The sequence below is a fragment of the Pseudomonas sp. SDT291_1_S447 genome (assembly GCF_054070155.1).
This window is the reverse complement of the sequence record NZ_JBSVXS010000085.1, coordinates 1-23,991: the sequence shown is the minus strand read 5'-3', so window position 1 is coordinate 23,991 and position 23,991 is coordinate 1. Positions and strand designations below refer to the sequence as shown.

Sequence of the window (23,991 nt, the reverse complement as noted above, 5' to 3'; positions counted from 1 at the left end):
GGGAATGCATTCCAAAGGTGGGAGCGAGCTTGCTCGCGAAGGCGTCCAGTCAAACGCAGCATCATTTAGACATCAGCCACAAGGCTACAGCGCCTTGCGCCTTTGCCTACAACTACGCCAGAATCCGCCGGCTTGTGCGGCTTGGGGGCTGCCGGTAACTTGGTTCGCGTCACTGAATGTTCAGTGATCGGGTTTAGTCGCTCGGTAATCTACTTAAACTGCACAACGTTCCAGACAGTAGGTATTTCGATACCTCACTCAATGGTAGCTGTGCGCAGGGCGCCTTCGGGTGCGCCGGTTTTGGTGGGTTTACCGGTCGACTAACCTGCGTACAGCTGCCACCTTTTCGTTTAGTCGCGAGGTGGTGTCGGCATCAATTTGGAAACCTACACCATGTTCAAAATCACACCAAATCCGCCCGAAACAGACGCGGAAGTTGATCAAAATCCAACGTCCCCCTATTCCGAACCGGGCTCCAGAAAACTCCACGAAGCCGCCGAACGCGCCCTCGACCACTACCTGAAACCCACTCCCCCAGCGCCACCGCGAAAACCCAGCACCATGTTCCTCGTTGACCCAAACACCGGCGCCGAAGACCTCATGGCCCACGCCTGCGAATCCATGGCTTCGGCCAGCGTCATGCTCAGCGACTTCGCCGCCCTGCTCGACTCGCCCTACCGCAACACCGTGCTCGGCATCCAGCAAGTGGTCATGCTCGGCGAACTCGCGGTCAACCGCGCCCTCGACAAAATCGACCCCGCCCTGAGGCAATAAACATGTCCAACAAAACAGATGCACAGGTCGTCGCGGCACTGGTGGCCATGGGTTTCAACGAACGGGACGGCCGCTGGGCACAGAACGCCTGCCTGGTGCTCTTCGAAAGCGAACGCGAAACCATCGTCGCCTCCGCCGTCACCGTCCTTCCCCAACTCGATGAACTGGAAATCGACGCCGTGCTACCCGCACTGCGCCGCGTGACACGCCGGTTCCCCTCACTGCAAAAAACCGTGGCCGACACACTGGCCGAGATGGCACACGCAGCCTGATTGACCGCGTGATCGTTCTTCGCGAGCAGGCTCGCTCCCACAGTTGTTCGCGGTTACTCGTGGCATTCGAGTACACCGCCGACCCACTGTAGGCCTTCGCCTGCTCGCGAAAGCGTTCTTTCTACATCGGACGCGTGAGTCACGACGCTCGAAAATCCGCGAGGATAAAGGGTGTGTGGTCACGCAAGTAAACGTCGACATCGTCCAGCGAGTGCAACGCTTCACTGGATGACTCCACGCATTCTTCATCGTCATGGCGAACGACCGTGACGAAAAAGGTTTCTTCCTGCCGGACCAACGTCGCAGTGCGTTTGACTGGTCGCCCATCCTCCTGAGCAAAGGACATCGCACGTAACGTTTCATTTTGCAGAGTTTCAGACACGTTTGCTTTGAGAGCCTTGCGTCTGGCGAGCAGTTCTTTCGCGACTACCCAGCTGCCAACTGCAGCGGCAGCGGAAACGAAATACATGTAGTTGTAAGTCGATCCTCTGCGCGAGGCATGCCTCTCCACCAGCCAATCGGCAACTTGTGAAACCCAGTGCCACACATCCATCGCATTTATTCCCAAGCGTAAAAAAGACCCGGTTTCAATCCTCCCGCGTCAGCACTTCCAACAATTCAATCTCAAACACCAGATTCGAATTCGGCGGAATCTTGCCCATCGTCCGTTCGCCGTACCCCAAATGCGCCGGCACCAGCAATTTGCGCTTGCCCCCCACCTGCATCCCCATCAAGCCCTGATCCCAACCCTTGATCACCCGCCCGGTGCCAATCACGCACTGAAAAGGTTTGCCACGGCTGTAGGAAGAATCGAACTCGCTGCCGTCTTCCAGCCACCCGGTGTATTGGGTGGTGATCAGCGCGCCTTTGACGGCGGCTTTGCCTTCGCCGACCTGAAGATCGATTACCTGCAGTTCATCATTCATAACATTCACTCTATTGTTCAGCCGGCCGCCGTTTTCCCAGAAATGCCGGGGATTGGCAACCTGCCAGCGCAGATCAACATGGTATCGGAACTGAGTATTGAAGCATTAACATAGCCAACCGCCACTACCCCACGGATCGACCCGCCATGCTGGCAGCGCCCGAATGACTCTGTTCTGGATCAGCCTTGCCGTCGGCGCGATCATGCTCGCCATTATCGCTCTGCTGCTGTGGCGCGAACGCGGTTTGCGCAGGCAGCTCGCGCAGTACCGGGATCTGCTGAGGCGGGCCGCCGATGGCCAACACATTCAGCAGGACGGCGACGTCGAGCGCTTCAAGCGCAGCCAGTACTTTGCGCGCATCGGTACGTGGGACTGGGAAGTCGACACGGATCGGCTGTACTGGTCGGATGCGATCTACGGCATGTTCGGGTTCAAGATCGGCGAAATCACCCCGTCCTATGCGCTGTTTTGTTCCTGCGTGCATCCGGACGATCGCACCAAGGTGCGCGAAGGTGAACTGCGTTGCCTGGAGACCGGCGAAAACCATGATGAGGAATACCGCGTGGTGTGGCCCGACGGCACGATTCGCTGGCTACGGGAAACCGGCAACGTGGTACGCAACGACCACGACGCGGTGGTGAAGATGATGGGCGTGGTGCGCGACATCACCGAAGAAAAAGCCTCGGCCAGCTACCTGCAACACCTCGCCCACTTCGATCCGCTGACCGGCCTGCCCAATCGCCTGGTGCTGGAACAACGCTTGTCCGAAGCGCTGGATCACGCGCGGCAGACCGAGACCCGCGTCGCACTGGTGTTCGTCGACCTCAACGGTTTCAAAACCATCAACGACCGCTACGGCCATGCCGCCGGCGACCGCGTGCTGATCACCATGGCCACGCGGCTGAAACGCATCCTGCGCGCCACCGATACGGTCGCGCGCATTGGCGGCGATGAGTTTGTGGTGATCCTGCAAGGCCTGTCGCCGAGCCTGAGTTTGCAGGACGAAGCCCGCAGCATCTGCCAGAAAATCTTCATCGAACTGTCGCCCCCGATCAGCATCGGCAACGACCAGCGCCACATCGGCACCAGCCTTGGGGTGGCGGTGTTTCCGGACCATGCGACGGCCATGGATCGCTTGCTGCACATTGCCGATCTGGCAATGTATGAGGCCAAGCGCAGTGGCAATAATCAGTATCGGTTGGGGGGTGGGCAGGTGATGAATCAGGTTCGGGTCGAGTAGCTCGATCAGTCCGCAGACAGGCCAAACGGAACGCCGTTGAAGGTATGCGTGCAGCAACGGCAATGAGGTTTCATATCTTCGGCAGTCAGCTGCGGGTTGACGATTTGCAGCTGCTTTTGCCCATCGACAAACAGGCCGTTGAAGTAGGCCGACTCGCCCAGTCGCACAATGTCCTCACGATCCTCTTCATGGATGGCAACCATCCAGAACACCGGCTCTGGCCGATCAAGGCGAGATACCGCTTCGCTGAAAATCTCATCCCAATGACCACCGACGCGGGATAACAGAAAACGAAACAACGGCGTGTAGTCGTAGCCGTGGTGTTTGATGCCATGCATAGAGCCGCGCATGGCATCGCTGCGGCTTTGCGCTTTGCTGTTTCGTTGATCACGGTAGTGCCCGCCTGGGTTGTTGCGCCAGACGTTATGGGCGGTGGTGTTTTCTTTGCGATACAGCGGTTTCTTTTCCAACCTGTTGCTCCTGACTTCCCTTCACTCGAAACGCCCCCCGGGTTTTACCCGAATGGCGCTCGATTGCAATCAACCGTCCACGGCTGATTGTTGCCGGAGGTTTAACGCGGGACCGGTTTCATCTCGACAATCGTCCCGTTGGTGATCATCACCATGACGTACTGGTCATTGATCTGTACCCATTGCGCCTGATCAACAGGCTTTTTCAGGCCCTTGGCTTTCCAGTCGATGGCTTTTTCGCTGCGCTGATAAATGTCCGGGGCGCGGTCGTTGACCTTCAGTTCACGGTCGCTGACCGGGGATTGCACGGCCTGTTCATTTGAGGTTTGCGCCGCTTGAACAAGTGGGCTGATCCCGGCAATGCCGGCGACGAGGGCCAGGCTGGCGATTAGGGTTTTGCTGTTCATCGGTGAACCTCCTGAATTGGGTAGTACCTCAACTCCGACTGCGTGGGGCGGGAATCATTCCTTTTTTGCCGGGGGTGGGCGCTAGAGGTCATTGGAATTTGGGGTCCTGGAGACAAAAGCAAAATCAAGAGCCCCTCACCCTAGCCCTCTCCCGGAGGGAGAGGGGACTGACCGAGGTGTTTGGCAGAAGTGCGCCGACGTGCGATATCGAGTCGAATGCAAGTTTCAAAACCAACCGAAATCGGCTCCCTCGGGAGAGGGCTGGGGTGGCGAAACCATAAACAGCCGTTAAAGCAGCAATGGATTTGTACCCAAAAAAACCCATTGATCCACTCTGCACATCAATCCATGCCAACAATGCAATTAACATCCAGTTACACCTGCGCCACCATCCGCCTCAATAAAAACCGTGCGCCGCCCTCCCGTCGCGCACGTCATAAAAGCGGTGGAGTACTTTTCTATGACAGCCTCAATCCCACACAACGGCTCGCGGGCCGGCGCCATTTTCCGGGTGACCTCGGGCAACTTCCTCGAACAGTTCGATTTCTTTCTGTTCGGTTTCTACGCCACGCAGATCGCGGCGGTGTTCTTTCCGGCGAGCAGTGAGTTCGCTTCCCTGATGATGACCTTTGCAGTGTTCGGCGCAGGCTTCTTGATGCGTCCGCTGGGCGCCATCGTGCTCGGTGCGTACATCGATGATGTCGGCCGGCGTAAAGGTTTGATCGTCACCCTGTCGATCATGGCCAGCGGCACGATATTGATTGTGCTGGTGCCCGGTTATGAAAGCATCGGCCTGTTTGCCCCCGCGCTGGTATTGATCGGACGCTTGCTGCAAGGGTTCTCGGCCGGTGCGGAATTGGGCGGAGTGTCGGTGTATCTCGCCGAGATCGCCACGCCGGGTCGCAAAGGTTTCTTCACCGCTTGGCAGTCGGCCAGTCAGCAAGTGGCGATCATTGTCGCCGCTGCTTTGGGCTACGCCTTGAACGCGTGGATGGCGCCGGATGTGGTGGCCGATTGGGGCTGGCGTATTCCGTTTTTCGTCGGTTGCATGATCGTGCCGTTCATCTTTTTTCTGCGCCGTAACCTGGCGGAAACCGAAGAGTTCGCCGCACGCAAACACCGCCCGAGCATGGGCGAAGTGTTCCGCACTCTCGGCCAGAATTGGGGCGTGGTACTCGGCGGCATGTTGATGGTCGCGCTGACCACCACCGCGTTTTACCTGATCACCGTGTACGCGCCGACCTTCGGCAAAACCGTGCTGCACCTGAGCACCTCCGACGCGTTGCTGGTGACCTTGCTGGTCGGCGTGTCGAACTTCTTCTGGTTGCCGATTGGCGGCCTGTTGTCCGACCGTATCGGCCGTCGTCCGGTGCTGATCGCCATGTCGCTGCTGGCCCTGGCCACCACCTATCCGGCGCTGTCGTACCTGGTGCAGGCGCCGAGCTTCAGCCACATGCTGCTGTCGCTGTTGTGGTTGTCGTTTATCTACGGTTTGTACAACGGCGCAATGATTCCGGCGCTCACCGAGATCATGCCGGTTGAAGTGCGGGTTGCCGGTTTCTCTCTCGCCTACAGCCTGGCCACGGCGATTTTCGGTGGTTTCACCCCGGCGATGTCGACCTTCCTGATTCAGTACACCGGCGACAAAGCCGCACCGGGTTACTGGATGAGCATCGGCGCGCTCTGCGCTTTGTGCGCCACTCTTTATCTGTACCGCCGTGCCGGTGGTCGTCTGCAACCTGTCGCGGCCTGAGGAAAACTCGCCATGAAAAAACTGTTTACTGTCTCCGCCCTGCTCGCCGGTCTCGCGTTCAACCTCGCGGCCCAGGCCGAAGAATTGAGTGTGATGACCTCCGGGGGCTTCACTGCCGCCTACAAGATTCTCGGGCCGAAATTCGCCGCCGCCAGCGGCAACACCCTGACCACCAGCCTAGGCCCGTCGATGGGCAAAGCACCCGAGGCGATCCCCAATCGCCTCGCCCGCGGTGAACACGCCGACGTGGTGATCATGGTCGGCTACGCCCTCGATGACTTGATCAAGCAAGGCAAGGTCGATCCGGCTTCGCGCGTGGAACTGGCTGACTCGCGGATCGGCCTGGTGGTGCGTGAAGGCGCGTCGAAACCGGACATCAGTAGCGTCGACGCCTTGAAGAAAACCCTGCTCGACGCACAATCGGTGGCCTACTCCGACAGCGCCAGCGGCGTGTACATCGAGCAGCAATTGTTCAAGAAACTGGGCATTGAAGATCAGTTGAAGCCGAAGGCCAAAATGATCCCGAAAGTCCCGGTCGGCTCGGTGGTTGCCACCGGCGACTATCAACTGGGCTTCCAGCAGGTCAGCGAATTGCTGCCGGTGCCGGGCGTGAGTTTCGTCGCGAAGATCCCGGAATCGGTGCAATCGGTAACGCGTTTTGCCGCCGGAATTCCGGTCGGCGCACAGCATCCGAAAGAAGCCAAGGCCTTGCTCGCCTACCTCGCCGCGCCGGCCGCACAAGCTGACGTGCAGGCCACCGGACTGGATTCGGTCAAGCGCTGATCGTAGGCGGCTGGACTTTCATTTCCACCACCAGCCGCTCCAGTTCCAGTGCCGCCGGGGTCAACGTGCGACCCCGGCGCTTGATGATGCCGACACTGCGCATCACTTGCGGATCGGTCAGCGGCACCCGCGTCAGGATCGGATGATCCGGCCCGGGCATCGCCATCAGCGGCACCGCCGCCACGCCCAACCCTGCTTCCACCAGACCGATCATCGTCGTGACATGGCGGGTTTCGCAGATGCTCGAACGCTGCGGCACCACCGTGCTCAAGGCCTGATCGAGCAGAAAGCGGTTGCCCGACGTCTTGTCCAGCGAGATGTAATCCTGCTGATAGAACTCGTCCCAGCTCACGCTGCTGCGCCCGGCCAACGGGTGATCGCGACGACAGGCGACGACGTAGCACTCCTGCACAAGCGGTTCGAACTCGACTTTGGCATCCTGCGTGCCGAGAAAACTCAAACCGAAATCCGCCTCGCCATTGACCACCGCACTCAACACATCGTGCGCGCTGGAGTCGAGCACTTTGACTTTGATCCGCGGGAATTGCTGGTGATACCGCGCCACGACTCGGGGCATGAAGTAGTAAGCCGCCGAAGGCACGCAAGCGACGGTGACATGGCCCAAACGCGTCGAAGCGACTTCGCTGATGCCCAGCAACGCCACGTCGAGATCATCGAGCAAACGCTCGACACTGGGCATGAAACCACGCCCGGCCTGGGTCAGGCTGACCTTGCGCGTGGTGCGTTCGAAGAGTTTGACACCGAGGGCGTCTTCAAGCTTTTCGATGCGCCGGCTCAACGCCGGTTGCGACAGGCGCACGGTGTCGGCTGCCTTGCGGAAACTGCCCTGCTCGACCACGGCGCGAAAGGCTTGCAGGTCGTTAAGGTCGAAGTTGATGGCCATGGCGGGACTCAGGGATTGATTCGTAGAGGTTATGAATGTAACCAATTGATGCCAGATATTACAGAAATGATGAAGATCCCCTGTAGGAGTGAGCCTGCTCGCGATAGCGGTGGATCAGTCAACTCATATGTAGCTGACACACCGTTATCGCGAGCAGGCTCACTCCTACAGGGGATCTTCGGTGGATGAAAAGTCGCTGTACCCCTTATCCTTGTCACCCCCGCCGTACCGTTGTCAGGAGTAACCCCCCATGCCCCATGAAGGCAATCTGTTGCAAGCCGCTGTCGTCTTTCTGTTCGCGGCCGTGCTCACCGTGCCTTTGGCCAAACGTCTGCAATTGGGCGCCGTGCTCGGTTATCTGTTTGCCGGCGTGATTATCGGCCCGTCGGTTTTGGGCCTGATCGGCAACCCGCAAAGCGTCGCGCATATTTCCGAACTGGGCGTGGTGTTGCTGCTGTTCATCATTGGTCTTGAGCTGTCGCCGCGACGCTTGTGGGTGATGCGCAAATCGGTGTTCGGCGTCGGTCTGGCGCAGGTGCTGCTGACCGCTTCGGTGATTGGCGTGTTGGCGCTGTCGGTATTTGGCCAACCGTTGAACAGTGCGATTGTGCTTGGCCTTGGTCTGGCGTTGTCCTCGACGGCGTTTGGCCTGCAAAGCCTCGCCGAGCGCAAAGAGTTGACCAGCCCCCATGGGCGCTTGGCGTTTGCGATTCTGCTGTTCCAGGACATCGCTGCAATTCCGTTGATCGCACTGGTGCCGATGCTTGCTGGTGGTGCGCACGACACCAGCAACGCCGAAAGCCTGAATCACGCGCTACAAGTGCTTGGCGGTATCGCCGTGGTCGTGGTCGGTGGGCGTTATCTGTTGCGTCCGGTGTTCCGCGTGGTGGCGAAAACCGGTCTGCCGGAAGTGTCAACGGCCACGGCGTTGCTGGTGGTGATCGGCACGGCGTGGTTGATGGATCTGGTCGGTGTGTCGATGGCGCTGGGGGCGTTTCTTGCCGGTTTGCTGTTGGCGGATTCGGAGTATCGCCATGAGCTGGAAGCGCAGATCGAGCCGTTCAAAGGTTTGCTGCTCGGGCTGTTTTTCATCAGCGTCGGCATGGGCGCCAATCTCAGCCTGCTGCTGAGTGCGCCGATCACTGTGTTGGGGCTGACGCTGCTGTTGATTGGTCTGAAATTGCCGCTGCTGTTCGTCGTCGGACGTCTGGCCGGTGGCTTGAACAAGGTAAGTGCGATTCGCCTCGGTATCGTCTTGGCGGCGGGTGGTGAATTCGCCTTTGTGGTGTTCAAGATCGGTCGTGATCAGGGCCTGTTCGAACCGCGCCTGTACGATTTGCTGGTGCTGACCATCACCTTGTCGATGGCGGTGACGCCGTTGTTGCTGTTGCTCTGCGCGCGGCTGGTCAGCCCGAAAGTGCAGCCGGTGGAAGTGCCGGAAAAATACCGTGAGATCGACACTGACACGCCACGCGTGGTGATCGCCGGAATGGGCCGGATGGGTCAGATCGTGGCGCGGATTCTGCGTGCGCAGAACATCAAGTTCGTCGCGCTGGACACCTCTGTGGAAACCATTGAACTGTCGCGCAGTTTCGGTGGTGTGCCGGTGTTCTACGGCGACCCGATGCGCCCGGAAATTCTCAATGCGGCCAAGGTTGGCGAGGCGGAATATTTCGTGATTGCCACGGATGATCCGGAGACCAACATCAAGACCGCCGAGGTGGTGCGCAAGCTGTATCCGCACATGAAGATCATCGCCCGGGCGCGTAACCGTCAGCATGTGCACCGCTTGGTGGATGTTGGTGCGGAGGCGATTCGTGAGACTTATTATTCGAGTCTGGAGATGAGCCGACGCACTTTGGTGGGACTCGGTTTGACCCAGGCCCAGGCCGATGCGCGGATCAAGCGCTTCAAGCATCACGACGAACAGGTGCTGGAGGCGCAACACGCGATTTACGACGACGCAGCGAAAGTCCTGCAAACCGCCCAGGAAGCCCGGGCGGAACTGGCGCGGTTGTTCGAGTCCGACCAACTGGAAGAAGAATCACGCCAAACCTGAGCCCCGCACAAAACCTGTAGGAGTGAGCCTGCTCGCGATGGCGGTGTGTCAGTCGACTTATTCATTACAGACAGACTGCTATCGCGAGCAGGCTCACTCCTACAGGGGATCGGTGTCAGGCCAGTTCTAATTCCAGTGTCGGTTTGACCGGGGCCAACTCAAACCGATCCGCCAAAAACGGCGTGATGTCCAGCGGCAGCGGTTCATCGTTGACCAGTTTGTCCAGCAACACTCCAGTAATCGCCGACGTCAGAATCCCGGTACGGAAGTGCCCGCAGGCATTCAAATACCCTTCCACCCCACGCATCGGCCCGAGAATCGGCAACTCATCCGGCGAGCCCGGACGCAACCCCGCCCAAGTACGCTTCAGATTCACATCCTTGAGCTCCGGCAGACAACGCACCGCGCCCTGCACCAGCCCGGCGATTTCCGGGTAGGTGGTGGTGACGTCGAAGCCTTTGTCTTCGGTGGTGCTGCCGATCAGGATCTCACCGTTGTCTTTCTGCGCCACGTAGCAGTCGCTGGTGGTCAGGCAGCCGTTGAGGATTTTCGGCATGCGCTCGGTCAGCAGAATCTGGCCTTTCACCGGTTTCACCGGGATGCGAATACCCGTCGCCCATTCGCTCAAATCTGCCGCCCAGGCACCACCGGCATTGATCAGCGTTTTGCAGTGGAACACGCCCTCCTCGGCCGTTTGCACACCGGTGACGCGGCTGCCGTGATGCAACACGCCGGTGACGTTGGTGTTGACGAAAATGTCGACGCCGTTCTGCCGCGCGCCTTCCATGTAGGCATCGGCGAGGCGGAACGGGCTGACCTGGTGATCGCAGAGAAACTCCAGCGCCCCGCGTGCTTCATGGCTGACGCTCGGCTCAGCCTCGCGCAGCGCCGCCTGATCGAGCCAGCGCACCTGATCGGCCAGATGCGGAATGCAACCGACGATGTGCTCGGCGTAGAGCCGGTCTTCATCGTCATAGATGACGAATTTCAGCCCGGTCTTTTCGAACTTGAAATCCATCCCGTGATTGTCTTTCAACTCACGGTGCAGCGCCGGGTACAGCGCGTTGGACTGCAAAGCGAAATCGAAAAACGACTCGGGCAGAATGTGCGGCGTACTCGCGTCCACGGCCACCGCCGCGCCCTGGGTTTCGCGCTTGCGGTTGGCCGACATCATGCGAAAGAAAATCACCCCGCAACCGAGGCCGACCGACTCACCGATCGCCCACAAACCGCCGGCCGACGCACGGGTGGCGTTGCCCGGGCGCTTGGCATCTATCAACGCGACCTTGAGGTTTTTGCGTTTGGACAGTTGATAGGCGCAGGACGCCCCGATCACGCCGCCACCGGCAATGATCACGTCATAGAACTTACTCATGTGCAGCGGCCTCCGTGCCGACAGACTGGAACGCGGAAAAAGGAATCGGATCGATCGGGAAACGCGGGCGCAGCCAACCGACATCCTTGCGGCCAGTCGCTTGACGCAGGCGATCGCTGCAGTAGCCGACGCACATCCGTCCCTGACAATCGCCCATGCTCACGCGGGTACGCATTTTCAGGCTGGCGATGTCTTGCACGCCTTGCTCCAGCGCCAGGTCGATGTCGGCGCGGGTCGCGTGTTCGCAGCGGCAAATGACCGTATCGGCGGCAGGCAATGCAGTCTGGCCGACGCCGCGTTCGGTGTAGCGATCGACGGCAGCACGGAAGCGCACGATGGCTTTGAGTTTGCTCAGGTAACGGTCACGACGAACCCGCGCCAGCTCTTCTTCGAGCACACCGCGTTGCAGCAGAATCGAGGTCGCCGCAATCTTGCCGGCGAGCATCGCCGCTTCACCGCCGCGAATCCCGCCCATGTCGCCGGCCAGATGCACGTGGGGTTCGTTGCTTTGCTGCCAGAGGTTGGCGTTGGCGCGCAGATAACCGTCGTCGCTGAAGCCGTGATCCAGGCCCATCTGCTGGCTCAATTGCGTGCGCGGAATAAAGCCGTAACCGACCGCCAGAGTCTTGGCTTCGAAGCGCTCGACGCGGCTCATGTCCGGTTCCCACGTGGCCGAATATGGCGCGACGCTGACGCTTTTCAGTTCGTCCTCGCCATGGGCTTCGACCACGCCCCAGCCGTAATTCATCGGGATGCCGTGCAGTTTCAGGTAGGCGAGCATGCTCAAGCCATCGAGGAACAGCTGCGGCTTGTTCAGCAGCGCCAGACTTTCACGGGCGATCTTGCCGAACGCACACGCCTCATACACGCCCGCGACGCTGACGCCCGAGGCATGCAACTGCGTCGCCACCAGCGGCAGCAGCGGCCCGGTGCCGGCGATGATCACCGGCCCTTGCGGCTTGACCACACCGCTTTTGATTTGCAGTTGCAGACCGCCGAGCATGATCACCCCCGGCAAGGTCCAGCCCGGAAATGGAACGCTGCGTTCATGACAACCGGCAGCCAGGAGCAATTGCGGGTACTCGATCTCGTGCAGTTGTTCGTCGCCATCGAGTACCACCAAAGCGCGGGAGCCTTCGGCGCCGACCACGCGATGGTTGAGGCGCACGTCGATCAGCCCGGCCTGCTCCTGAAAATCACCGTGCAGTTTGCCCAGCGCTTCGGAGTAACGCGGACCGAGATAATCCAGTTGCACGCCGTCACGCAGCGGCCCGCGATATACCACGCCGCCAAGCCGCGATGCTTCTTCGAGCAGGGTGCAGCGCACGCCGTGGCGCGCCAGTTCGATGGCTGCCGCCATCCCTGCCGGGCCGCCGCCGACGATCACCGGTTGCAGGCTCATACGATCACCTCCTGCGCGGCGATGCGGTTGACCTGGGTTTCGATCTGCATGCCGTCGCGCACCACGGTCTGACAGGCACGGCGTTTGTGCCGGCCATTGATTTTCACCAGACAGCACTGGCACACGCCCATGCCGCAATAGGCGCCGGTGATCTGGTCGTGATCGTTGCGGGCAATCTGGCGTACGCCGAGGGACTGGATAACGCTGAGGACGGTTTCGCCGATGGCGGCGGTGACCGCTTGGCCGTTGATATGGACAGTCATGTCCGCCTGCGCCAACGGCTGGATATCGAAGGTTCTTTCTTGGCAGTGCATTGCAATGATCTTCCGTGAAATTTCAGTGGAGTTTTGCGCCAGCTCCTTGCTGCACTACACCGTGCCGACCCGTTTTTTTAATGCATTTTGAGGGTCGGACTGCGGTACTCCGTCAGCGCAACCGGGTGCGCGTGCAGGTAATGTAGTCGATCCCGCGGCAAGTGCTTGGATCTTTTAAGGTAGGGGATATCGCCGCGGGAAATATTGATCCAGGCCAGTGAAAGCAGTTGGATTGTCCAACGATCAATTGGAGAAGACGAACTGCCCTTTGATCTTCTTCGGGCCGATCAAAGCAAGGTCCGGAAATAGCAGCGATTTGACCCAGGCGGCGTAGAACACCATGGCCAAAATGAACGCCACGCCGGCCAGAGTCGACACGGACTCTTCACTGAAGCCGTAAAATTCACGAGGAATCTGGCTGATCGTGAAGGTGATATAGATTGTGTAGACCACCGCGATGCCCTTGTAAAAGCCCCACGCAAACAAGAGCGGAATCACGCCAATAATCAACACCATGGCCAACGCCATTGCGATGCCGCCATCATTGATTTGAAGAAGCCCGGCTATCGTCCCGAGCAGTCCCCAGATGCCCATCAGCGCGACCAGTATGTTGACTTTAACGGCGTGTCGTTTTCTCAGGGCGGGATCCGGACGCGCCCCGATCCAGCCCGCCAGCACTCGATCCTTGACCTTGCCCCCCGAAAGCGCCCTGAACGTTTCGGTTTTGGAATGACCGTCATCGAGCATTTCGGCGACCTTTCGTTTGATGGCTTGCTTGTCCAACGTATTCATCCTTAAACGTGCGCGCAGCGGCCGACCCGTTGCCGCCGCGGATTCTCGCCTTGTTGCCCGCCAGAAAGCAAAAAGCCGCTTCCACCCGAAGGTGGAAGCGGCCGAGGCATGGGCCTCAATGGAGCAATCAGTGCACGAACAGGGCGATCAGGATGATGATCGGGATCGGTACGCCGAGGAAAAATAGCAGTAATGAGCGCATGGTCATGCTCCTTGTTTAACGGACTGGAGTGGTCGTGGTGTAGGTGTCGACTTCAACGTACTCGACGGCATCCCGGCGGCGACCGCCGTAAGTAGCCGCGAGGCTGGCGAAGAACGCACCGGCCAACAGCGAGATGAACATCCACAGCGAGGTCCAGGCAGCGACTTTCGCAGCGGTGTCGGCGGCTTGTTGAGCTTTCAGTTTGGCGTCGGCCAGGGCTTTCTGAGTGCGGGCGTAGATTTCATCGACGCGGCGCTCGGCATCAGCCTGAGTCAGGTTGGTCCGTTGGGCGACCAGTTGCGCAAGGTAGGTACGGTCTTCGGCACTCATCTGACCATTGGCCAGGCTTTGCGCAAAGATACGGGCCACGGCGCCATGCGCTGCGTCATCGCTGACCGAAGCTGGACGGTCATCGCGGAACAGGCTGTCGATGTAGTAGCCGTACTGGTTGCTGTCGGTGTTCGCCGCAGCAGAACCGGCCGCTTGGGTCATCGCGCTGGCAGCACCGCCAGCGACACTGGCACCGGCCTGCACACCACCACTGATGACGCTGCTGACCGAACCGACCACCAGCACTGCGGTGACCAACGTGGCCACACACCAGGCGAGAAAGCCGTGGGCAGTGTCGCGGAAATACACTTCGTCACCGTGCATGTTCGCCCACTTCACCCGCAGGCGACCGGCGATGTAGCCACCCATGCCGGAAGCGATGATCTGCGTCGCCGCCAGCCAGACTATCGTTGAAATGCCCAGGCCCTTGGCGCTGACGCCCTCTCCGGCCCACGGTGAAACGGCAGAGAAACCCAAACCGAAACCGAGCAATACCAGAATCATCGACAGTGCAGCGGCAGCCGCAGCACCGGCGAAGATCGCGCCCCAGGACACGCCCGAAACGCTGCTCGACTCTTCAACGGCGGGATAAAACCCATCAGGGGATCTATTCATTGTTGTTCTGCTCCAGGCATGAAAAATGGTGTTACAACTCGTCAGCAGAGGAATTGCAGCGACCGTGCCAGTCGAGAGAATTAAATAAATCCTTTAATTTCAAACCGTTATAAAGAATGAACTTCCTAAAACCTTGCAAATTGCAACAAGGGCCGGATAACAGCGGGTTTTATGCATTGGCACAAATGCCAGTTATTTGCGTTTGTAGCTCTTGTTACCGCTGGGCGTAAGGCAATAAACCCCGCCACGTGGGCCAGTGCAAAACGAACCCGTGCCGCAGGCGCAGCCATCATCACTTTGCAGGAGGTTTTGCGGACGGGCTTGCTGGCGCTCGCCAAACATCGCCGCGCAGCTTTTCTTCGAGCCGCTGATGGAGCCGTCATTGCACAGGAACAGGTCGCCATCACAGCGGGCAATCCCGCCCTTCTTCCCGGAACACGGGGTGTTGGCCGCCCATGCCGTAGCACTGAACAGCACCAGCAACAGACCGGTGATCGGCATCCAGCCACGGCGAATCGAAAGACGCACGGAACCACTCCTGATTGATTTTATGGCCATATGATATCAACGTTGCGGCAAATAAATCGCCAAGGCGCGCAAACGACAGCTACAACATGAAAGTTAATTTAAAGCGTCAGCGGATTTTCTTGGCAAAATGCTGCCATTCCGTTTGAACCGATCAGCAGGCCTGCCTATGACTCGTATCTTGACCATCGAAGACGACGCCGTGACCGCCCGGGAAATCGTCGCCGAACTGAGCAGCCACGGACTCGACGTCGACTGGGTCGACAATGGCCGTGAAGGCCTCGACCGGGCCGTGAGCGGCAACTACGACCTGATTACCCTCGACCGCATGCTGCCCGAACTCGATGGCCTGGCCATCGTCACCACCCTACGCACCATGGGCGTGGCCACGCCGATTCTGATGATCAGCGCCCTCTCTGATGTCGATGAGCGCGTACGCGGCTTGCGCGCTGGCGGTGATGATTACCTGACCAAACCGTTCGCCACCGATGAGATGGCCGCGCGAGTCGAAGTGTTGCTGCGTCGGCAGAACAGCGGCGCCACTCAGGCGACGACGCTGCAAGTGGCGGACCTTGAACTGGACTTGATCAGCCATGAAGCACGCCGTGCCGAACAAGTGCTGACGCTATTGCCGACCGAGTACAAGCTGCTCGAATTCCTCATGCGCAACAGCGGCCAGATCCTCTCGCGGATGATGATTTTCGAAGAGGTCTGGGGCTATCACTTCGACCCCGGCACCAACCTGATCGACGTGCACATCGGCCGTCTGCGCAAGAAGATCGACGCCGCCGGCCATGTGCCGCTGATCCGCACGGTACGGGGCTCGGGTTATGTCATTGCCGAACCCGTCTGACGGCTGGCGCTCCTCCAGCAGCCGCTTGCTGGCGTTGTACAGTTCGCTGTTCGTGGCCTGGAGCGCGATCCTTATGGGGGTCATGTATTACGAGGTCTCCGGCTACCTCGACAACCTTGCCAAACATTCGCTGATGCAACGTCAGCACCTGTTCTCGCACTTTCGCGGTGAGCAACTGGAAGACGCGCTCGCCGCCAGCATGACTTTCGACATTCGCGGCATCGACGCTTATGGCTTGTTCGATGCTGACGGCGTTTACCTCAGCGGCGCCTTGCAGCAGATCCCCGAAGGCCTGCCGCTGGACGGCAAGATCCACATGCTCGCCGAATGCGCCGACTCCGACGACCCGACCCTACCCAATGACAGCTGCGATGCGGTGGCCACGCAAACCCGCGATGGCCGCTGGCTGGTGTTGCTGCGCGACAACGGCTCGCTGTTTGCGGTGACGCGGATTATTTTGCATGCGTTGTTCTGGGGCGTGTCGCTGACAATACTGCCGGGCATTGCCGGCTGGCATTTGCTGCGCCGTCGGCCGTTGCGGCGCATCCGGGCGATTCAGGACAGCGCCCAGGCGATTGTGGCCGGCGATCTGACTCATCGATTACCGCTGTCCAATCGCCGTGATGAACTGGACATGCTCGCGGCCATCGTCAACGCCATGCTGGAGCGCATCGAGCGTTTGATGAATGAAGTCAAAGGCGTCTGCGACAACATTGCCCATGATTTGCGCACGCCGCTGACGCGCCTGCGCGCGCAGTTGTATCGCATGCAGCAGCAGGCCGGCGAAGGCTCGCAGGAAGCGGCGCAACTGGATCTGGTGCTGGCCGAAGCAGACACGCTGATGGCACGGTTTCGTGGGTTGCTGCGGATTTCCGAACTGGAAGATCGCCAGCGCCGTTCAGGTTTTGTCGAACTCGACCCTGTGCAACTGCTGGAAGAACTACACGAGTTTTATTTGCCATTGGCTGAGGAAGGCGAGTTGCGTTTCGACTTGAACATGCCGGAAACATTACCGGCGCTGAACGGTGATCGGGCATTGCTGTTCGAGGCATTGGCGAATCTGCTCAGCAACTCGATCAAGTTCACCCCGGTCGGCGGCACGGTGATGTTGCGTGGGGTGAACGCGGGTGGGCAGACGCGGATTGAAGTGCACGACTCAGGGCCGGGGATTCCCGAGACTGAGCGTGAGGCGGTGTTTCAGCGTTTCTACCGCGCCGAGGGTGGGCAGCCGCAGGGTGGCTTTGGCCTTGGATTATCGATTGTCGCGGCGATTGTCAGTCTGCATGGCTTCAGTCTTGAAGTCGGCAGCAGTGATCTGGGTGGGGCGAAACTGGTGCTCGATTGTCGGCAGAGCCTGATCGAAAATTCCTGACCTTTTATATTTGAAATGCACAACCTGTAGGAGTGAGCCTGCTCGCGATAGCGGTGTGTCAGTCAACAACTCATTGAATGACAAAACGCCATCGCGAGCAGGCGAAGGCCTACATTGGATTGTGGTGTTGATCAGGCTGGGTAATTGGCGCGCAGCGCTTCGAGGCCACCCTGATAGATGCCGCTGAACAACGCCACCACTTCCTCATCACTCACGCCTTTGGCGTTGAAGCGCCCCGACCACGTCACCCGCGCGCCCTGCCCCTGGGCTTCAACCTTGATCGTCGCCAGATAATCAGTCGCCGGGAACGGTGCCTGTTCAATCGAATAGCTGTAGGTCTTCGCCGCGTTATCGAACGCTTGCAGTCGCTCGACCACCACCGCGCCGTCAGCGGTTTGCAGCGTGCGCACGCGGCCGCCGTCGCTCAGCTCACTGTTGGGAATAAAGGGCAGCCAATCGGGCAGCGTGTTGAAGCCGCCGATCAATTGCCAGACCTGATCGGCCGAGGCCGGGATGTCGATGGTTGCGGATGCTGTTGGCATAAATAAACGTCTCTCCAGAATTCAGATAGTCAGGCTGTCGACCACGCCGCCATCGACGCGCAACGCGGCGCCAGTGGTGGCCGACGACAGCGGCGAAGCAATATAGGTCACCAGATGCGCGACCTCTTCGACATCCGCTACGCGCTGGATGATCGAGGTCGGGCGGGCCTTGCGTACAAAGGCGTCGGCTTCATCGCGCAGGTTACGCCCGGATTCAGCGGCGGCATCCTTGAGCATGTCTTCCAGGCCATCGGTGAAGGTCGGCCCCGGCAGGATCGCATTGACGGTCACCCCGCTGCCAGCCAGACGTTTGGCCAAGCCGTGGGACACCGCCAGATTGGCGCTTTTGGTCACGCCGTAATTGATCATGTCGGCTGGGGTGGCGACGCCGGATTCCGAAGACAGGAAGATCACCCGGCCCCAGCCCTGCTCGACCATCGCTGGCACATAATGCCGCGCCAAGCGCACACCGGAAATCACGTTGACGTCATAGAAACGCGTCCACTCGCTGTCCGGCGCGTCGAAGAAATCCACATCATTAAAGATGCCGAGGTTGTTCACCAGAATGTCGGCACGCGGTTCAGCGGCGAACAGTTTTTGCGCGCCTTCGGCGGTGCCCAGATCGGCCGTCAAACCCCGTAATTGCGCGCCCGGAACCTTCTCGCGAATGCTCGCCAGCGCCTGCTCGACCTTGGTGGTATCGCGGCCGATCACCACCACCGTGGCGCCGGATTCGGCCAGCGACTGGCTGATGCCCAGACCGATGCCAGCGGTGCTGCCGCTGACGATGGCCAGTTTTCCACTCAGATCAATCTTCATGCTTTCACCTCATCGATTGGCAATGGTGCACGTTCGGAAACCAGTTGGGCGTCGCGCATCGCCTGCCAGAAACCGGCAGGAATAACGGCTGACAATGCGGCGACATCTTCAGCAATTCGGCCGGGTTTGCTTGCGCCGGGAATGACCGCTGCGACAGCAGGATTGGCCAGCGAGAACTGTAGCGCAGCGGCTTTGATATCGACGTTGTAAGCGGCGGCGATGCGTTTGATCTGCTCGACCTTGGCGATGATCTCAGGGCTGGCCTGCTGGTATTCGAAGTGCGAGCCACCCGCCAGAATTCCCGAGCTATAAGGGCCACCAACGACGATTTCAACGTTCTGCGCCCGTGCTGCATCCATCAAGCGTTGCAACGGACGTTCGTGGTCGAGCAGCGTGTAGCGACCGGCCAACAGGAAGCCATCCGGCTGCGCCTCGCTGAGGTCGAGGGTCAGTTCGCACGGCTCGACTTTGTTCACGCCCAGCCCCCAGCCCTTGATCACGCCTTCTTCGCGCAAGCGGGTGAGGACTCTGAACGCGCCGGTGCGGGCCTGATTGAAGTATTCCAGCCATTGATCGCCATAGAAGTCCTGCGCGATGTCGTGCACCCAGACGATGTCGAGGCGATCGGTTTGCAGACGCTTGAGGCTGTCTTCGATCGAACGCATAGTCGCGTCGGCGCTGTAGTCGTTGACTATCTTGTTCGGGCGACCGTGTTCGAACACCCCGCTTTTCTCGCCGAGATCGCGGGCGGCGGCGTCTTCGATTTCATCGAGAATCACCCGGCCGACTTTGCTGCTCAGCACATAGTCGTCGCGCTTGTATTGCTTGAGGGCTTCGCCGAGGCGGATCTCCGACAGACCGGAGCCGTAAAACGGCGCGGTGTCGAAGTAGCGCACCCCGGCATCCCACGCGGCATGCACGGTGGCCTGCGCTTCTTCTTCGGGAATGGCGCGGAACATGTTGCCCAGTGGCGCGGTGCCGAAGCCCAGTTGGCCGGGCAGTTTGTCTTTCAAGCTCATTGGATTTTCCTCGTAGGTTCTGGGTCGGTGTGACCGTTGAGCAGATCCTAGATTGCGACACCGAGACCGTCCAAGACATAATGCGCAGCACTTGAGTCCCTATAGGTCTGACATGATCGACATCCGCCAATTGCGCTACTTCGTGGTCGTCGCCGAGGAAGAACACGTAGGCCGCGCCGCCGAACGGCTGCATATTTCCCAATCGCCACTGAGCCGGCAGATCGCCCAGCTCGAAGAGCGCTTGGGCCTGACGCTGTTCGAGCGCAGTCAGCAACGCATTCGCCTGACCCGCGACGGCCAGACGTTCCTCGCCGAAACCCGCGCCCTGCTGACCCACGCCAATCGCCTGGAATCCCTCGGCAAGCGTCTCGGTCGAGGTGAAGAAGGCGGCCTGTGCATCGGCTATATCGAAAACGCCATGCACGCCGGCGTCCTGCCCAATGCCTTGCGCGTGTTGCGCGCCGATCGGCCGAATGTGCATGTCGCGTTGTACAACCTCAGTTCCGCCGAGCAGTTGGAAGGCCTGCGACAGCGTAGTCTCGATATCGCCTTGGTGAGTGAACCGCCGACCGATGACGATCCGGATCTTTTAAGTTTCCAGGTGCTGGATGATCCGATGCTGCTGGCGTTGCCGGAACAGCATCCATTGGCGCAGCAAGCGACATTGAGTCCCGAGGATCTGGCCGATCAGGAGTGGATCGGTGTGCAGCCGCGTCAGGATGCCAACGATCAGTTTGTCAGCGCGTGCATCCGCGCAGGGTTCACTCCGGATGTGCGCATGCAGGCGACCGAACCGTTTACTGCATTGGGGTTGGTGGCGTCGGGGTTGGGGATTGCGATGATTCAGAAAGGCCTGAGCCATAACGCCCCGCCGGGTGTGGTGTTGCGGGAACTGCCGTGGCTGACGCTGACTACGCCATTGTGGGCGGCGTGGCACCGGATCAATTTGCGGCCGTTGGTCGAGACCTTCAGAAAGGTACTGACTGACGGTGAGATAGCCGCTGACTGAGAGGGCCCCTTCGCGAGCAAGCTCGCTCCCACAGGTTTTGTGGCGGATCTACACTCAACGGATCAGCACCCAGCCGTGAGATCGCCATGAAAATGTCTGCGCAAATGACCGTCGTCGCGGTACTCGCCACCCTCGCCTGGCTGGGTCTGGCGGTGTGGGGCATTGGCGGGGTGGCGATGTTCTTTTCCCATGGCTCGCTGGTGATCGTCGCACTGGCGACGGTGGCGATGGTGATTGCTTCACTGTTCAGTGAGGTCAACCTGAGTGCTGGCGAGCGTGAAGACCGCGCCAATCGCTGGGTGATTCCGGCGTTCGGTGTGATCGGGCTGGTCAGTGGTTTTCTGCCGGCCTACTGCGATCGGGTGAACTTCTGGACTTTTGGTGGTGAAGGCGTGCGCTGGCTCGGCGCTTTGCTGTTTATCATCGGCGGCGCGCTGCGACTGTGGCCGGTGTTTGTGCTGGGGCGGCGGTTCAGTGGGTTGGTGGCGATTCAGCCGGGGCACCGATTGGTGACCGACGGCATTTACCAGCACCTGCGCAATCCGAGTTATCTGGGGCTGGTGGTCAATGCTGTGGGTTGGGCGCTGGCGTTTCGTTCGGTGGTCGGGCTGTTGCTGGCGGCGCTGACGCTGATCCCGTTGATTGCCCGGATTCATTCCGAAGAAGCGCTGCTGCGGGCGCAGTTTGGGGCGGAGTACGAGGCTTATTGCGCGCGGAGTTGGCGGTTGGTGCCGGGGGTTTACTGATTTGCGAACACGTCCCCTGTAGGAGTGAGCCTGCTCGCGATAGCGGTGTGTCAGTCAAATTTGTGTGTCTGACACATCGATATCGCGAGCAGGCTCACTCCTACAAGGGATTGTGTTGTGTCAGTTGCGTTGCAAGTGGAGCTGGCCGTTACTGTCGACTCTGACGCTGACCGCAGCGTAACTGGCCAGCGTCGCGTGCGCCGTTTCCAGCGGATGCTGATGCGTCGTGGTGATGATCATCAACGCCGCGCCAGCCGCTTCGGCAGCCTGAATACCGACGGTGGCGTCTTCGAAGATCAGGCAATCACGCGCTTCCAGGCCAAGACGTTTCGCAGCCAGTAAATAGCCGGCCGGATCAGGTTTGCCGGCCTTCACATCTTCAGCCGTGATCATCACCGTCGGCGCTGGAATCCCCGCCGCCGCCATCCGCCGTAACGCCAGATCCCGTGGTGCCGAGGTCACCATCGCCCAGCGATCAGTGGGCAGGCTGTTGAGAAACTTCGCCGCGCCCGGAATCTCGACAATGCCTTCGACGTCTGCGATTTCCGCCTCGGTGATAAACGCCGCTTGCGCCTCCGCATCCACTCCCGGCAGGTTGAGGCGCGTGATGGTATCAATGGCGCGCACGCCATGAATGGTCGGCAAAAAGGTTTCCACATCGACGCCATGGCGCACGGCCCAGGCCGCCCAGATGCGCTCGGCGGCGGCGATGGAATTAAGGACGGTACCGTCCATGTCGAACAGAAACGCGCCAAATGCGCGATCGAATACACAAGTGTGAGCAGACAAAGGGTCGCATCCTCTGGCAAAAGACCGGGCGGGCAATGTAGCACTTGCCCGCTCGATCCACCCAGCCTGTCAGTGCAGACGCGGTGACTTGGACTTGAAAGCACTGTCGACGCAGTCGAGCAACTGGCCGATGGCCCAGGGCTTCTTGATGAACGCCACCGAATGCTTGACCCCGGAGGTCTCTGGCGTTTCGTAGCCGGACATGACCATCACCGGCTTGTCCGGCCAGCGGTCGCCGACCAGGTTGGCCAGATCAGCACCATTGAGGGTGCCGGGCATGGTGATGTCGGTCAGCAGCAGCGCAACTTCCGGCGCGTGTTGCTCGAGATATTGCGATGCGGCGTCGGCGCTGGTGTGCGGCTCGACCTTGAAACCTTCCTCCTGAAGAATTTCGCAAAGAAACTCCAGAATCAACGGATCGTCCTCGACTACCAGAATCAACCCGCCAGGAAGGTGCGCGCTCGCCGTCGGTGTTGGGCACATGGAACTGCACTCCCTGAATTGCATGAACGATTTAGCGGCTTGAATCCGCTGCTTATCTGGTATGAGCGGCGGGCTCTGCAGAAATTCATTTTTGATACAGGTCTTTTGCGAAACGGCGTTTTTGCCCGTCAGCGGCAATCGTTCGCGACGGCGTATTTGTGGTTAAAATGCCGGCCCTTTTGCTTGCCGATCCTGACCGATGAACCCTGAAGCCCTCGCTACCCTCTATGCCCATCTGCTGCCGGCCCTCGCGGCGGCGCCGAGCGAAACCCGCCGCCTGTTCCACGGGCGCGGCCGCTGCTGGCCGGGGCTGGAGCAGTTGACCGTGGACTGGCTGCAAGGCGTGGTGCTGGTGTCGCTGTTCAAGGAACCAGCGCCTGAGCAGCTGGACAATCTCAAGGCGCTGCTGCTGGAACTCACGGTTTCCGCCGAATGGAAACAATCTGACGCACACACTTTGCTGATCCAGCATCGCTACTTGCCACAGAGCACCGCCGAATGGCTGCAGGGTGATGAGATCGAGGAAATGAGCATCGTCGAGGGCGGCTTGCAGTACCGCGTCGATCTGGGCCGCAAACAGAACGCCGGGCTATTTCTCGACATGCGTTACGGGCGCGACTGGGTGCGCGAACAGGCCAACGGCAAACGCGTACTCAATCTGTTTGCCTACACCTGCGGTTTTTCCGTAGCGGCCATCGAGGGTGGCGCCAGCCATGTGGTCAACCTGGACATGTCCCGCGCCGCCCTGAGCCGTGGCCGCGACAACCATCGTTTGAACGGCCATGACTTGAGCAAAGTCAGTTTCCTCGGCCACGACCTGTTCAAGTCCTGGGGCAAGGTGATCAACAGCGGCCCTTATGATCTGGTGATCATCGATCCGCCGTCGTTCCAGAAAGGCAGTTTCCTGCTGACCAAGGATTACCAGCGCGTGCTGCGTCGTTTGCCGGAACTGCTCACAGCCAACGGCACCGTGCTGGCGTGCATGAATGATCCGGCGTTCGGTTCGGACTTTCTGATTGATGGCGTGACCCAGGAAGCGCCGAGTCTGCGCTTTGCAGAGCGGCTGGAGAACCCGCCGGAGTTTCCGGATATTGATCCTGAAAGCGGACTCAAGGCTTTAGTCTTCCGCCGCACCTCCTGACACCCAGAAGATTCCCTGTAGGAGTGAGCCTGCTCGCGATAGCGGTGTGTCAGATATCACCTGGTTGACTGATAG

Annotated in this window: 28 protein-coding genes; 12 read left to right on the top strand and 16 right to left on the bottom strand. The window is 59.8% G+C overall.

Annotated features, from left to right (window positions below):
• The first annotated feature begins 393 nt into the window (after window positions 1-393).
• Together ACW9IR_RS21760 and ACW9IR_RS21755 are read left to right on the top strand one after the other, a co-directional pair.
• The gene (locus ACW9IR_RS21760) at window positions 394-774 is read left to right on the top strand and encodes a DUF6124 family protein (protein ID WP_457465102.1); all 381 of its coding nucleotides are present in this window, start codon (window positions 394-396) and stop codon (window positions 772-774) included.
• Between the two features lie 2 nt (window positions 775-776).
• Window positions 777-1,046, top strand: a complete 270-nt coding sequence (locus ACW9IR_RS21755) for a hypothetical protein (RefSeq protein WP_007915053.1) — start codon at window positions 777-779, stop codon at window positions 1,044-1,046.
• A 139-nt stretch (window positions 1,047-1,185) separates the two neighbouring features.
• Here the strand turns inward: ACW9IR_RS21755 and ACW9IR_RS21750 are convergent, their stop codons facing one another.
• Window positions 1,186-1,599: a hypothetical protein gene (locus tag ACW9IR_RS21750; RefSeq protein ID WP_457465101.1), complete on the bottom strand. Its 414-nt coding sequence runs from the start codon at window positions 1,597-1,599 to the stop codon at window positions 1,186-1,188.
• Window positions 1,600-1,633: 34 nt separating this feature from the next.
• Window positions 1,634-1,972 (bottom strand): FKBP-type peptidyl-prolyl cis-trans isomerase, encoded by a 339-nt coding sequence (locus ACW9IR_RS21745; protein ID WP_053121462.1) that lies wholly within the window; start codon window positions 1,970-1,972, stop codon window positions 1,634-1,636.
• A gap of 163 nt (window positions 1,973-2,135) precedes the next feature.
• On the opposite strand from ACW9IR_RS21745, the gene ACW9IR_RS21740 reads away from it, so the two are divergent.
• Window positions 2,136-3,212, top strand: a complete 1,077-nt coding sequence (locus ACW9IR_RS21740; RefSeq protein WP_457465100.1) for a diguanylate cyclase domain-containing protein — start codon at window positions 2,136-2,138, stop codon at window positions 3,210-3,212.
• Between the two features lie 5 nt (window positions 3,213-3,217).
• On the opposite strand, the gene ACW9IR_RS21735 is transcribed toward ACW9IR_RS21740, so the two are convergent.
• Window positions 3,218-3,682: a hypothetical protein gene (locus tag ACW9IR_RS21735; RefSeq protein ID WP_457465099.1), complete on the bottom strand. Its 465-nt coding sequence runs from the start codon at window positions 3,680-3,682 to the stop codon at window positions 3,218-3,220.
• Window positions 3,683-3,783: 101 nt separating this feature from the next.
• Window positions 3,784-4,089 carry an RcnB family protein gene (locus ACW9IR_RS21730; protein WP_122598649.1) on the bottom strand — a complete coding sequence of 102 codons (306 nt, stop codon included), beginning with the start codon at window positions 4,087-4,089 and terminating at the stop codon, window positions 3,784-3,786.
• A gap of 460 nt (window positions 4,090-4,549) precedes the next feature.
• Here ACW9IR_RS21730 and tcuC point away from each other — a divergent pair, with 460 nt between their 5' ends.
• Both tcuC and ACW9IR_RS21720 read left to right on the top strand, forming a co-directional pair.
• On the top strand, window positions 4,550-5,842 hold the full coding sequence (gene tcuC / locus ACW9IR_RS21725) for an MFS transporter (RefSeq protein WP_095048013.1): 1,293 nt from the start codon (window positions 4,550-4,552) through the stop codon (window positions 5,840-5,842).
• 12 nt (window positions 5,843-5,854) lie between these two features.
• Window positions 5,855-6,625, top strand: coding sequence for a substrate-binding domain-containing protein (locus ACW9IR_RS21720; protein WP_457465098.1), 771 nt, complete (start codon window positions 5,855-5,857; stop codon window positions 6,623-6,625).
• On the opposite strand, the gene ACW9IR_RS21715 is transcribed toward ACW9IR_RS21720, so the two are convergent.
• Complete coding sequence (locus tag ACW9IR_RS21715) at window positions 6,615-7,529, bottom strand: LysR family transcriptional regulator (protein WP_110719429.1); 915 nt, start codon at window positions 7,527-7,529, stop codon at window positions 6,615-6,617. The genes ACW9IR_RS21720 and ACW9IR_RS21715 overlap by 11 nt on opposite strands.
• A 250-nt stretch (window positions 7,530-7,779) precedes the next feature.
• Here ACW9IR_RS21715 and ACW9IR_RS21710 point away from each other — a divergent pair, with 250 nt between their 5' ends.
• Window positions 7,780-9,588 (top strand): monovalent cation:proton antiporter-2 (CPA2) family protein, encoded by a 1,809-nt coding sequence (locus ACW9IR_RS21710; RefSeq protein WP_180700136.1) that lies wholly within the window; start codon window positions 7,780-7,782, stop codon window positions 9,586-9,588.
• Between the two features lie 115 nt (window positions 9,589-9,703).
• Here the strand turns inward: ACW9IR_RS21710 and hcnC are convergent, their stop codons facing one another.
• From hcnC to ACW9IR_RS21690, 4 genes are all read right to left on the bottom strand, one after another.
• The gene (gene hcnC, locus ACW9IR_RS21705) at window positions 9,704-10,963 is read right to left on the bottom strand and encodes a cyanide-forming glycine dehydrogenase subunit HcnC (protein WP_110719428.1); all 1,260 of its coding nucleotides are present in this window, start codon (window positions 10,961-10,963) and stop codon (window positions 9,704-9,706) included.
• The gene (gene hcnB / locus ACW9IR_RS21700) at window positions 10,956-12,365 is read right to left on the bottom strand and encodes a cyanide-forming glycine dehydrogenase subunit HcnB (RefSeq protein ID WP_457465097.1); all 1,410 of its coding nucleotides are present in this window, start codon (window positions 12,363-12,365) and stop codon (window positions 10,956-10,958) included. Before hcnB ends, hcnC begins: the two co-directional genes overlap by 8 nt.
• Window positions 12,362-12,679: a cyanide-forming glycine dehydrogenase subunit HcnA gene (gene hcnA, locus ACW9IR_RS21695; protein WP_102899299.1), complete on the bottom strand. Its 318-nt coding sequence runs from the start codon at window positions 12,677-12,679 to the stop codon at window positions 12,362-12,364. The genes hcnB and hcnA overlap by 4 nt, the downstream gene beginning before the upstream one ends.
• A 243-nt stretch (window positions 12,680-12,922) precedes the next feature.
• Window positions 12,923-13,471, bottom strand: coding sequence for a hypothetical protein (locus tag ACW9IR_RS21690; RefSeq protein ID WP_457465096.1), 549 nt, complete (start codon window positions 13,469-13,471; stop codon window positions 12,923-12,925).
• Between ACW9IR_RS21690 and ACW9IR_RS21685 the strand changes: the two genes are divergently transcribed.
• A complete protein-coding gene (locus tag ACW9IR_RS21685) occupies window positions 13,455-13,658 on the top strand; it encodes a hypothetical protein (protein ID WP_146033654.1) in 204 nt (67 codons plus the stop codon). The two genes, ACW9IR_RS21690 and ACW9IR_RS21685, sit on opposite strands and share 17 nt — an antisense overlap.
• 30 nt (window positions 13,659-13,688) lie before the next feature.
• On the opposite strand, the gene ACW9IR_RS21680 is transcribed toward ACW9IR_RS21685, so the two are convergent.
• Window positions 13,689-14,618 (bottom strand): hypothetical protein, encoded by a 930-nt coding sequence (locus tag ACW9IR_RS21680; RefSeq protein ID WP_095113642.1) that lies wholly within the window; start codon window positions 14,616-14,618, stop codon window positions 13,689-13,691.
• A gap of 192 nt (window positions 14,619-14,810) precedes the next feature.
• Window positions 14,811-15,119 (bottom strand): YdcA family protein, encoded by a 309-nt coding sequence (locus tag ACW9IR_RS21675; RefSeq protein ID WP_457465103.1) that lies wholly within the window; start codon window positions 15,117-15,119, stop codon window positions 14,811-14,813.
• 193 nt (window positions 15,120-15,312) lie between these two features.
• Between ACW9IR_RS21675 and ACW9IR_RS21670 the strand changes: the two genes are divergently transcribed.
• Complete coding sequence (locus ACW9IR_RS21670) at window positions 15,313-15,996, top strand: response regulator transcription factor (protein WP_095118280.1); 684 nt, start codon at window positions 15,313-15,315, stop codon at window positions 15,994-15,996.
• A complete protein-coding gene (locus ACW9IR_RS21665; RefSeq protein WP_095118279.1) occupies window positions 15,974-17,368 on the top strand; it encodes a sensor histidine kinase in 1,395 nt (464 codons plus the stop codon). Before ACW9IR_RS21670 ends, ACW9IR_RS21665 begins: the two co-directional genes overlap by 23 nt.
• Window positions 17,369-17,499: 131 nt before the next feature.
• On the opposite strand, the gene ACW9IR_RS21660 is transcribed toward ACW9IR_RS21665, so the two are convergent.
• Genes ACW9IR_RS21660 through ACW9IR_RS21650 form a run of 3 tightly spaced genes read right to left on the bottom strand, consistent with a single transcriptional unit; the run spans window position 17,500 to window position 19,748 of the window.
• On the bottom strand, window positions 17,500-17,910 hold the full coding sequence (locus tag ACW9IR_RS21660; RefSeq protein ID WP_095113643.1) for an SRPBCC family protein: 411 nt from the start codon (window positions 17,908-17,910) through the stop codon (window positions 17,500-17,502).
• A gap of 21 nt (window positions 17,911-17,931) precedes the next feature.
• A complete protein-coding gene (locus tag ACW9IR_RS21655; RefSeq protein WP_457465095.1) occupies window positions 17,932-18,729 on the bottom strand; it encodes an SDR family NAD(P)-dependent oxidoreductase in 798 nt (265 codons plus the stop codon).
• Window positions 18,726-19,748, bottom strand: a complete 1,023-nt coding sequence (locus ACW9IR_RS21650; protein WP_457465094.1) for an aldo/keto reductase — start codon at window positions 19,746-19,748, stop codon at window positions 18,726-18,728. The genes ACW9IR_RS21655 and ACW9IR_RS21650 overlap by 4 nt, the downstream gene beginning before the upstream one ends.
• Window positions 19,749-19,860: 112 nt before the next feature.
• Between ACW9IR_RS21650 and ACW9IR_RS21645 the strand changes: the two genes are divergently transcribed.
• Both ACW9IR_RS21645 and ACW9IR_RS21640 read left to right on the top strand, forming a co-directional pair.
• Window positions 19,861-20,757 (top strand): LysR substrate-binding domain-containing protein, encoded by an 897-nt coding sequence (locus ACW9IR_RS21645; protein WP_457465093.1) that lies wholly within the window; start codon window positions 19,861-19,863, stop codon window positions 20,755-20,757.
• An 86-nt stretch (window positions 20,758-20,843) separates the two neighbouring features.
• Entirely contained in the window at window positions 20,844-21,503 is a 660-nt protein-coding gene (locus tag ACW9IR_RS21640) for a methyltransferase family protein (protein ID WP_457465092.1), read from the top strand.
• Window positions 21,504-21,623: 120 nt separating this feature from the next.
• Here the strand turns inward: ACW9IR_RS21640 and ACW9IR_RS21635 are convergent, their stop codons facing one another.
• The gene (locus ACW9IR_RS21635) at window positions 21,624-22,292 is read right to left on the bottom strand and encodes an HAD-IA family hydrolase (protein ID WP_457465091.1); all 669 of its coding nucleotides are present in this window, start codon (window positions 22,290-22,292) and stop codon (window positions 21,624-21,626) included.
• Window positions 22,293-22,361: 69 nt separating this feature from the next.
• A complete protein-coding gene (locus ACW9IR_RS21630) occupies window positions 22,362-22,775 on the bottom strand; it encodes a response regulator (protein WP_102899308.1) in 414 nt (137 codons plus the stop codon).
• A gap of 199 nt (window positions 22,776-22,974) precedes the next feature.
• On the opposite strand from ACW9IR_RS21630, the gene ACW9IR_RS21625 reads away from it, so the two are divergent.
• On the top strand, window positions 22,975-23,916 hold the full coding sequence (locus ACW9IR_RS21625) for a class I SAM-dependent methyltransferase (RefSeq protein ID WP_457465090.1): 942 nt from the start codon (window positions 22,975-22,977) through the stop codon (window positions 23,914-23,916).
• The last annotated feature ends 75 nt before the right edge of the window (window positions 23,917-23,991 follow it).

Bases quoted from the DNA above. Each gene is read 5' to 3' on its own strand.
- ACW9IR_RS21640 (WP_457465092.1), top strand. From the start codon at position 20,844: ATGAAAATGTCTGCGCAAATGACCGTCGTCGCGGTACTCGCCACCCTC.
- ACW9IR_RS21680 (WP_095113642.1), bottom strand. From the start codon at position 14,618: ATGAATAGATCCCCTGATGGGTTTTATCCCGCCGTTGAAGAGTCGAGC.
- ACW9IR_RS21710 (WP_180700136.1), top strand. From the start codon at position 7,780: ATGCCCCATGAAGGCAATCTGTTGCAAGCCGCTGTCGTCTTTCTGTTC.
- ACW9IR_RS21755 (WP_007915053.1), top strand. From the start codon at position 777: ATGTCCAACAAAACAGATGCACAGGTCGTCGCGGCACTGGTGGCCATG.
- hcnA (WP_102899299.1), bottom strand. From the start codon at position 12,679: ATGCACTGCCAAGAAAGAACCTTCGATATCCAGCCGTTGGCGCAGGCG.
- ACW9IR_RS21690 (WP_457465096.1), bottom strand. From the start codon at position 13,471: ATGAATACGTTGGACAAGCAAGCCATCAAACGAAAGGTCGCCGAAATG.
- hcnC (WP_110719428.1), bottom strand. From the start codon at position 10,963: ATGAGTAAGTTCTATGACGTGATCATTGCCGGTGGCGGCGTGATCGGG.
- ACW9IR_RS21740 (WP_457465100.1), top strand. From the start codon at position 2,136: ATGACTCTGTTCTGGATCAGCCTTGCCGTCGGCGCGATCATGCTCGCC.
- ACW9IR_RS21655 (WP_457465095.1), bottom strand. From the start codon at position 18,729: ATGAAGATTGATCTGAGTGGAAAACTGGCCATCGTCAGCGGCAGCACC.
- ACW9IR_RS21645 (WP_457465093.1), top strand. From the start codon at position 19,861: ATGATCGACATCCGCCAATTGCGCTACTTCGTGGTCGTCGCCGAGGAA.
- ACW9IR_RS21720 (WP_457465098.1), top strand. From the start codon at position 5,855: ATGAAAAAACTGTTTACTGTCTCCGCCCTGCTCGCCGGTCTCGCGTTC.
- ACW9IR_RS21675 (WP_457465103.1), bottom strand. From the start codon at position 15,119: ATGCCGATCACCGGTCTGTTGCTGGTGCTGTTCAGTGCTACGGCATGG.
- ACW9IR_RS21760 (WP_457465102.1), top strand. From the start codon at position 394: ATGTTCAAAATCACACCAAATCCGCCCGAAACAGACGCGGAAGTTGAT.
- ACW9IR_RS21660 (WP_095113643.1), bottom strand. From the start codon at position 17,910: ATGCCAACAGCATCCGCAACCATCGACATCCCGGCCTCGGCCGATCAG.
- ACW9IR_RS21670 (WP_095118280.1), top strand. From the start codon at position 15,313: ATGACTCGTATCTTGACCATCGAAGACGACGCCGTGACCGCCCGGGAA.
- tcuC (WP_095048013.1), top strand. From the start codon at position 4,550: ATGACAGCCTCAATCCCACACAACGGCTCGCGGGCCGGCGCCATTTTC.
- ACW9IR_RS21625 (WP_457465090.1), top strand. From the start codon at position 22,975: ATGAACCCTGAAGCCCTCGCTACCCTCTATGCCCATCTGCTGCCGGCC.
- ACW9IR_RS21750 (WP_457465101.1), bottom strand. From the start codon at position 1,599: ATGGATGTGTGGCACTGGGTTTCACAAGTTGCCGATTGGCTGGTGGAG.
- hcnB (WP_457465097.1), bottom strand. From the start codon at position 12,365: ATGAGCCTGCAACCGGTGATCGTCGGCGGCGGCCCGGCAGGGATGGCG.
- ACW9IR_RS21715 (WP_110719429.1), bottom strand. From the start codon at position 7,529: ATGGCCATCAACTTCGACCTTAACGACCTGCAAGCCTTTCGCGCCGTG.
- ACW9IR_RS21630 (WP_102899308.1), bottom strand. From the start codon at position 22,775: ATGTGCCCAACACCGACGGCGAGCGCGCACCTTCCTGGCGGGTTGATT.
- ACW9IR_RS21730 (WP_122598649.1), bottom strand. From the start codon at position 4,089: ATGAACAGCAAAACCCTAATCGCCAGCCTGGCCCTCGTCGCCGGCATT.
- ACW9IR_RS21650 (WP_457465094.1), bottom strand. From the start codon at position 19,748: ATGAGCTTGAAAGACAAACTGCCCGGCCAACTGGGCTTCGGCACCGCG.
- ACW9IR_RS21665 (WP_095118279.1), top strand. From the start codon at position 15,974: ATGTCATTGCCGAACCCGTCTGACGGCTGGCGCTCCTCCAGCAGCCGC.
- ACW9IR_RS21745 (WP_053121462.1), bottom strand. From the start codon at position 1,972: ATGAATGATGAACTGCAGGTAATCGATCTTCAGGTCGGCGAAGGCAAA.